This is a genomic window from Haliscomenobacter sp., assembly GCF_033763495.1.
Lineage (GTDB): Bacteria > Bacteroidota > Bacteroidia > Chitinophagales > Saprospiraceae > Haliscomenobacter.
In genome coordinates this window covers 1-6327 of the sequence record NZ_JANRKL010000220.1, presented here as the reverse complement: position 1 = coordinate 6327, position 6327 = coordinate 1, and the positions used below count along the sequence as shown (strand labels likewise).

6 protein-coding genes and 1 tRNA gene are annotated in these 6327 nt (G+C 45.8%); 5 read left to right on the top strand and 2 right to left on the bottom strand.

What is annotated here, in order from left to right; translation table 11 throughout:
• Positions 1-54: 54 nt before the first annotated feature.
• Positions 55-136, top strand: a tRNA-Leu gene (locus SFV55_RS26100).
• Positions 137-221: 85 nt separating this feature from the next.
• Positions 222-2060 (top strand): S46 family peptidase, encoded by a 1839-nt coding sequence (locus SFV55_RS26095; protein WP_320032524.1) that lies wholly within the window; start codon positions 222-224, stop codon positions 2058-2060.
• Here SFV55_RS26095 and SFV55_RS26090 read toward each other — a convergent pair.
• A complete protein-coding gene (locus SFV55_RS26090; protein ID WP_320032523.1) occupies positions 2034-3308 on the bottom strand; it encodes a 1-acyl-sn-glycerol-3-phosphate acyltransferase in 1275 nt (424 codons plus the stop codon). The genes SFV55_RS26095 and SFV55_RS26090 overlap by 27 nt on opposite strands.
• A gap of 202 nt (positions 3309-3510) precedes the next feature.
• Here SFV55_RS26090 and miaA point away from each other — a divergent pair, with 202 nt between their 5' ends.
• Positions 3511-4452 carry a tRNA (adenosine(37)-N6)-dimethylallyltransferase MiaA gene (gene miaA / locus SFV55_RS26085; protein ID WP_320032522.1) on the top strand — a complete coding sequence of 314 codons (942 nt, stop codon included), beginning with the start codon at positions 3511-3513 and terminating at the stop codon, positions 4450-4452.
• Positions 4453-4564: 112 nt separating this feature from the next.
• Positions 4565-4927: a translation initiation factor gene (locus SFV55_RS26080; protein WP_320032521.1), complete on the top strand. Its 363-nt coding sequence runs from the start codon at positions 4565-4567 to the stop codon at positions 4925-4927.
• A 55-nt stretch (positions 4928-4982) separates the two neighbouring features.
• Here the strand turns inward: SFV55_RS26080 and SFV55_RS26075 are convergent, their stop codons facing one another.
• A complete protein-coding gene (locus SFV55_RS26075) occupies positions 4983-6053 on the bottom strand; it encodes a DUF3810 domain-containing protein (RefSeq protein WP_320032520.1) in 1071 nt (356 codons plus the stop codon).
• Between the two features lie 175 nt (positions 6054-6228).
• Between SFV55_RS26075 and SFV55_RS26070 the strand changes: the two genes are divergently transcribed.
• On the top strand, positions 6229-6327 hold a 99-nt coding region (locus SFV55_RS26070), incomplete at its 3' end, for a thioredoxin family protein (protein ID WP_320032525.1).

Sequence of the window (6327 nt, the reverse complement as noted above, 5' to 3'; positions counted from 1 at the left end):
CAAAATCCAGTATTGGCAACAGTGTGCGGGTTCGAGTCCCGCCTCCGGTACCATGCCGAAGTGGCGAAATTGGTAGACGCGCACGTTTCAGGTGCGTGTGCCTTCGGGCGTGGGGGTTCGAGTCCCTTCTTCGGCACAAAGTCAGTTCTTCATTGAGCTGGCTTTTTTTATTTTTATGCCTTAGCTTTTGGTGAAAAATGCAAAAATTGCGTTGTACTTAAATGAATCACCAAGACATGAAGGACATTTTGTTAGGCTGTTTTATTATTTTCCTTTCAACAATTTCATCTGCACAAGAAGGCTTCTGGAGCATCGATCAACTACATCTGGTCCAGGAAAAATTACAGCCCATTGGGTTGCAAGGCGTCAGCGAAAAATTAAGCACACCAAATCATGAGGGCCTGGCTCAGGCAACCCTGCGTTTTCCATTTGGCAATGCCGTCTTTCTCAATAACCAGGGTCTGGCGCTCGGGATTTTCGACTACCCTGTTTTACCCGACTCTATTTTGGCCCTATTGCCTACTCAAAATGGAATTTGGTTAGCAAAAGCAGGTATTCCACTGCCGGGTTTCATAGCCGCCGAGGCTTACCATCATTCCAAACCACTGAGCTCCGATCAGAGCAAAGTAAGCCCCGGTTTTATGGCGAAATCCTTCGAAACCGCTGCCGATGGAACATCTTTTGCGGTGGAGAACCATTTTGCAGGACTGAATTCAAGCCAGGAATTTGAACAATATTACAAACGTTATTCCCAAGTCGAGCTATTAGGTGTTTTTTTACTTCCCAAACACGATCCTGCTTCTCAGGTTGGCGTCCTGCTAAGGGTTAGGGAAAAAAACAGTGCAAAATCAAAAACTCAAAACCCCTTTATTCCCTGGGGCCAAATTGAGTCCAGTCAATCAGCGCATCTCATTTTGGGGCATCCCAGCAGTTCTTCGCTCCATCGGCAATTGGGTGAATTACAGTATGCCCAAACCTTGAGCCAATGCCATCAGGATTTAGATCGGGCCCTTGGTACCTACGTTACCCGTCAACCATTCATCACTCAGGATGGCGTGTTTCGACAATACGAAGACTTACAATTGCTGAGCCAGGCACTCCCCAAACGAGCTATTCGCGAAGCAGAATTTCGCCATCAATTAACAACAAATCCAGCCTTCAAAGCCCGTTATGGTGCTATATTGGACTCTTGTCATGTCGCTTTCGGGAAGTTGCGCCACTACGCCCCAGCTCAAGTGTATACTAAGGGAATTGTTTATAGCCCCTGTAGCTTCTTCGAAGGGGTGCGCTTATTCACAATGTGGCGGGGAAGAATCGGGGCTTCAGCACATCGACTGCCTACAAATGAGGAAAGTCAATATTTCCCGGATGTATTCAATCGTTTGCCTCCAACAGAAAATGAATTGTTGCTACCTGAATTGTTGGAGCGTTATTTCACCAAACTTCCGGCAGAACACCTGTCGCCTTATGCCATACGCCAGGCCATTTATGCGCAAAAAGATTACGCCCAACTCAGTTCTACATTGTTGATCACCAGTAAATTCAGTGAACCAGCGCAAATTAGCGCCTTACTCCATGAGGATTTCCTGGGCAATATTGACCTCATTGCTACCGACCCTGCGGTCCAACTAGTTGATAGCATGCTCCAGCACTACAGCACCAAGGTGGCCCCTGGTTTGGAAAAAGCCCGGCAGAAAGCTTACCAAAAAGGGGATGAATTAGCCCAGGCTATGCGTGAAATACTGCCCAATTATCCTGGATATCCCGACGCTGATCACAGTTTACGCATCAGTTATGGTACGAAACTACAGGCTTCTACATTTTCTGAAGCCTACTGGTTGAGCGATGCCCACCTGTTAGAAGACCATTTTGGGAGTCCGGTCATTGATCAAAAAGGTCAACTGATTGGAATTGTTAAAGGTTTAAGCCCTGAAGCCAATGGCAACGCTTACTATTACGACCCTGAAAAGAGCCGTGCGCTCATTTGGAGCGTCACTGCGATCCGTTCATTGATTGCAACACATCCCCTGGGGTCAATTATTTTGAATGAATGGCAATAAATGTTGACGTTGGTCTTGCAACTGTTGTTGAAGGTTCCCATCAAGGCTTTTAAACTTTCGTTCGTTGCGCCATTGCACGAGGTGTTCAAAATAGTACAAGGCAAACCAGCCGAATCCTCCTAGCAAAACTGAGACCAGCAGAATCAACCACTGACCGATAGTAGCTGCAAGCACTAGCCAAAAAAGATAGTAAACCAAAAAAGCGCCCCAACTGGCACAAGCCCAAACTGGCATTTTGTATTCCAGGCGGCGCACTTGTTTGTGTTTGATGTAATAGGCCAGTTGTGCGGGCAAGAACCCAAAAACGTATCCCAAATATGCTGGAATCAGCCCTAGCATCTGAACTAGGCCAAATTGAGTTTCTCGAGATTTTGCAACAGCTTTATCATTTGTTTGAGCAGCTTTTAGTGTTTTAAAATAGGTTTCAGCTTGGGCTTTAAGTGTAGTTTTTTCATCAGGCACCATTGAATTGATGCGATCAGCAATGCTTTTCTCCCGCCACAAACAATCCGTGGCGTCTTCGACCACCGGAAAAAGTTTCTCTTTGCGTTCACTGCGATCCAGGGTCAATAATTGCTCAGCCAAAATATCATCGGCAGGATCTTCTACTATAACAATATTTTTCGCCATCGCCTGAGCAAGTGCTTCCAGCAGTTGATCGCCTTCCACCGCGGCTCCACTTTGGTAAAAAGAGCGAGCTGAAAGGGGTTCTCCAAAATTGATCATTACCTTGCCCCGGGGCCTTTCTCCATCGGTAAAATTGACCCCTACTGGTACAACGTAAAGATCTTCCAACTCGGGATACCGTTCCAGGGTTCCAAAGGCAATCCGAACCAAGCCCCGCTGCAATGGGCGCAGACGTTTTTCGAGTACAGTGCGACCCTCTGGAAAAATCATGATGATTTTTCCAGATTTAAGCCCTGCATAACAAGCTTCAAAAGTGGAAAAATTGCTTTTCACCCCACTAAATCCCGTGTTGTCGCGCATGCGGAAAATTGGAATCATGTGGAGTGCCCTCAGCAAGGCGCCATAAATTTTTTTGGAAAAAAAATCCCCTCTTACCAAAAAGTGCAGCGGTTTTTTCAACAAAACAGCCATGATAATGGGCTCCATAAATCCCGTGGGATGATTGATGGCCAGAATAACCGGTTTATCCCGAGGAATCCGATGCTCATTGGCAAAGTAAATCTTCTGGAAAAACAGGTAGGTACCCAAACGGGCTAATGGACGCACCAGGTAATAAAACATCTGTAATCAGGTTTTGGGCAAAGTTAAAAATATATGTTGAGAAGTTGAGAAGTTGAGGCTACCGCAGCGAAATGCACACTTTCACACGCACACATCACACTCAAACCCGTTCTTGCGGTAGCCTCAACTCCTCAACTTCTCAACTCCTCAGCTTTTAAAAATCAGGAAACTTTTCCAACTTGCAGGCTCAAAGTCAAGTGTGGTGGAGCCAAAGCAGAATTTTTCGGAACCAAAATACCTCATCGTCGTAGGTGGACCTACTGGCAGTGGCAAAACAGCCATGGCCATTCGTTTGGCTCAATTTTTTCATACAGAGATACTTTCCGCCGACAGCAGGCAGTTTTTTCGCGAAATGTCGATAGGCACAGCCAAAGCCAGTCCGGAAGAATTGCAGGCAGTGCCCCACCATTTTATCAATAGCCTTTCGGTTGAACAGGCTTACAGTGTTGGGGATTTTGAGCGGGATGCATTGGCACTACTGGCACGTTTGTATCAGGAACACCAGGTTGTGATCCTTGCGGGTGGCTCTAATTTGTACATCAAAGCTTTATGTGAAGGCTTGGACGAGTTTCCTGAAGTTCCCGAATCCGTTCGTAACGAGGTGGAACAATTGTACAAAAAGGAAGGAATTGCCGCTTTGCAACAAGAGTTGGCGCAGGTAGATCCAATTTATTTCGAACAGGTAGACCGCTCCAACCCCCAACGTTTGATTCGGGCCATTTCGGTTCATCGAGCATCAGGTCTTCCTTTTTCCAGTTTCCGCACCCAACAGGCAGAATCCCGTTTTTTCTGCCCCCTTTACCTTTGGCTGGAACTGCCTCGCGAGGAGTTGTACCAACGTATCAATCAACGGGTTGATCAAATGCTCCACGCAGGCCTGGAGACGGAGGCACGCAGTTTGTATCCTCAACGCCATTTGAATGCGCTGCAAACTGTAGGTTATCAAGAGTTGTTTGATTATTTTGCAGGCGATATAAGCCGCGAGGAAGCCATTGACCTCATCAAACGCAACAGCCGCCGCTACGCCAAACGCCAGGGCACCTGGATGCGGAGGGATGGGTTTTGGAAAACTTTTTCTCCTGAACAATTCGATGCAATCATTCAATACTTAGAAAGTGAAAAGCGAATAGCGAATAGCGAATAGCAAGGCACCAGCTGTTTTCAACTGTTTATCATTTTTTGTTGTTTAAAAATTTGGATATGAATGGGTAGTGCATTTTTTCGCTTTTCGCTTTTCGCTCAAAAAAATTTGTCTCATGGGCAAAAAAGACAACAACAAGGAAAACAAAGGCCGCATCGGAGTAGTTTACTCCACCGACCCTGACTTCAAATACAACTATGAAGAAGAGGAAGAAGCCGCAGAAGCCCCCGCAAATCAACAAAAATTACGCGTTTTTATCGACCGTAAACAACGCGGCGGCAAAGAAGTGACTTTGATTACGGGATTCTCTGGCCCTCAATCCGCCCTCGAAGAGCTTGGCAAATACCTCAAAACCAAATGTGGTGTAGGTGGCTCTGCCAAAGATGGTGAAATCATCGTACAAGGTGATCATCGCGACCGGGTAGTGCAGTTGTTATTGGAAAAAGGGTACACGCAGACGAAGAAGGCGGGAGGCTAATTAAGTGATAAGTGATAAAAACCAAACGGTGAAATCCAAATGGTGTACCTGCTTTTCACTTTTCACTTTTCACTTTCTCGTACGCCTCCGCCAACATCACCACCCGATCATAATTCAAAACGCCCTCAGCAATACCCTGGCTTTTAAGATAGGCATTGTAAATGCGCGGCTGTAAATCCGGAATCAAATCAGGAAAACGCAGCAAGGATTCATTGATGGCCTCCAGGTCATTTTGAATACCTGGAGGGAGTTGGTCCCGAATAGCTTGAAAAGCATCCGGATCGTAACGCCTGTATTGTGCAGCCAGGGTGCGCCAGTAGTTCAGCCGCCCGGAATAACGAATCGCAATGTTTTTTGAATCATCACAAGCCAGCAAGGCCAAAAAATTGCAAGTCCCCTCATCACCAAAACCATAGCCATGGCCCAACTCGTGGGTCATGGTATAAGGCCATTGCAGCGGGTGCAAACCCGGATCAACGTGACCTTCCCCTGTGTACGGAAAATAAAGGCCAGCTGTACTGAAGCGCAAAAATACCCCAGGCGGATACAACAATCGTCCCCTCACCTTACCTGCAGTAGGAAATTGGTGCGCAGCCAACCAGGCTTCCAATCCTTCCCGGAGGGTTTTCTCCAGTTTTACCGGAAAATCCGAGCGGCACAGTGCCCTGTTTTGGGCTTGGGGAATTTTGGCACGTAGTGTTATCAAATTGCTCGTTTCTTTTTTAAACGCTTCTTCCAGTTCGGTTTTACTTAAGGGCTTTAAAATCAAACCCAATTGTTGTTCAATGGGTAATCGGCTGTAATTGAAACCCCAGAGTACAAAGAAAAAAAACAGTAGTGCCCCAATAAAGGAGCAAGTGCCGAGAATAAATTGCCCGATTTTAAACCCTTTTTTACGCCAGCTTTGCACTTTGCGCCACGCCGCCCAAAGCACTAGCCCCCAAAACAAATACATCAACGGAAAAGGCATCCATGACAATAGATCAAAGAAGTATCGAACCCCAAGGTAAACGCCTCGGCTGTATACCAGTTCTACCCATTTTGAACCATTCCCTAAAAAAGTTTTGAGTAACAAGGCGATGATGCCTGAAAAAATCCAAAACAAATTCCACTTCAAATTCCTCATTTTCTGTATTTTATAAAAAAACACAATATTTAACACTAAATTTTTTCAAAGATAAAACATTTACACTTGTCGATATGCGGACATTAAGTCGAGCCAATTGAGTATCTTTGGAACCGAATCAACGTCTGAACTGTTATCAAACGAAATAAATTTTAAATCAATAAACTGTCACAACATGGCATTCGAATTCACGGATTCAAACTTCACTGAAAAGGCCTCGGAAGGCGTAGTATTGGTTGACTTTTGGGCTACCTGGTGCGGACCTTGTCGTGCT